Annotated in this window: 1 protein-coding gene; it reads right to left on the bottom strand. The window is 40.0% G+C overall.

What is annotated here, in order from left to right; translation table 11 throughout:
• A partial coding sequence (locus EQY_RS0122175; protein ID WP_000214364.1) for an inverse autotransporter beta domain-containing protein occupies positions 1–1,395 on the bottom strand: 1,395 nt, incomplete at its 3' end.
• Positions 1,396–1,689 lie beyond the last annotated feature (294 nt).

Raw genomic sequence — 1,689 nt, 5'->3', positions numbered from 1 at the left:
GGATTGACCATCAGCAGAGATCGTCGGAGATGAATCTCCATCCAACATAAAAGAAGAATCCGCTGTCGAGACACCACTATTAATAACGCTAATATTCATCACCGCATAGTTGGAAACGTTGCCTCTATTATCCTGGACCGTGGCTCCAACATTCCACGAATTTACACCTTCGCTTTTATAAGCCGGTAAAGTGACCTGCCATGATGTGCCATTTCCACTGATCTTACCGCCAGCCGCAGTGAATACACTATCATTCCACTGTACAGACTTGATACCACCACTGGCATTGTTGATTGTCAGTGTTACAGGGATGATTGATTCGCCATCCCCCTGAACAGACTCTGGTAAGCTGATTTTCAGTGCATGCTTCTTCTTGTACTCCAGAACAATGTTGTTATTTCGTTCAACAAAATCATAACGCCGGTTCTGGACTTCTCGCATAACTGCAACATTGTCACTGCTAAGCTGTTCAGCAAGGGAAACGCCTGGGCGGTAATTAAACTCAACACCAAAGGTTGTATCGTGAACGTTGCTCTGTCCTTGCTTATGCTGTGCAGAAAACTTAATCAGAGGAACTGGTGTATAAGAAATTCCCCCAGTAACTGCGTAAGGGTTTTCCTGCAGATTATCGCTTCCAAATAATCCGACATTTTTACCATAATATTTTTCAAACTGAATAGATGCCCCTAATTGCGGATAAGCAGGTAGCCATCCTTCAGCAGAAAAATCCCAGCCATTTGCGGGTCTTTCCAGATAATCATCAATATCCCGACTGTCCTTCCAGTCAGATAAACCAAAATAGGTATTTACACCAAACCTGAAATAATCTCTCCAGTACTCAACCCCAAAACCTGCGCGAGAGTGGCTGCGACTTAAATCATAATCGTAGAAAACATTCGCACCCAACATTGCATTATCAGGAGTGAAATGACGAATCCCCAAACCAATATTGGTCTGATTACGGTCATCAGTACGATGTAGTGATGTCTGACTGAATAGCACATAATCCTGAGTATCCAGCCATGGATATAAAAAGTCGAATGATGAATCCTTCAAGGAAAAAGAATCATCGACATTAAGCTTGATGCGCGCATTGCCATATTGTTGCAACCAATCGACGACCTCTTTTGTCGCCTGAGTTGATAAAGTATTTACAGCAAAACTACTTGCATTATTATTCGCCAGACTCTGACCTGCACTTACTGCAAATGAGGCCACTTTATTTGCACGCTCATCGCTAGCATAAATTTGCGTAACATCTTTATTATCAGACGATGCAAAACTGTTTGCCGGAATCAAAGAAAGAGAAACTGGAGATAATATCTGGGTAACAATTACTGACCATGTAATCGCGCCAGATGCAGTTTTTTTTAACTTTTTATTCACAGTGGTCATAGTTCAATCAACGTTATGAATATAATGAAAAAAATAACTGGTATGACAAGAGGTGCGAAATATACAGAACGTTACAAAAAAATCAACACACAAATAAAATATCCACATAAACTTTATGGTTAAATGATTACAATGGAAGAAAAATTTTATTACTCACGCAATCAATTATTGCGGGCATTACAACCAGTCCTGGATTATATTCGCTAGATATACTTTATTTTAAAGCTAATATTTTAGCTCTATTTCATCGATCCTTTCAGTCCAAACTTAGCTTTAATTTCTGCGATCTTCGCC

This window comes from Escherichia sp. TW14182 (assembly GCF_000208525.1).
Taxonomy (GTDB): domain Bacteria; phylum Pseudomonadota; class Gammaproteobacteria; order Enterobacterales; family Enterobacteriaceae; genus Escherichia; species Escherichia ruysiae.
Note: the sequence above shows the minus strand (reverse complement) of the source record. Positions and strands in the feature narration are given on the sequence as shown.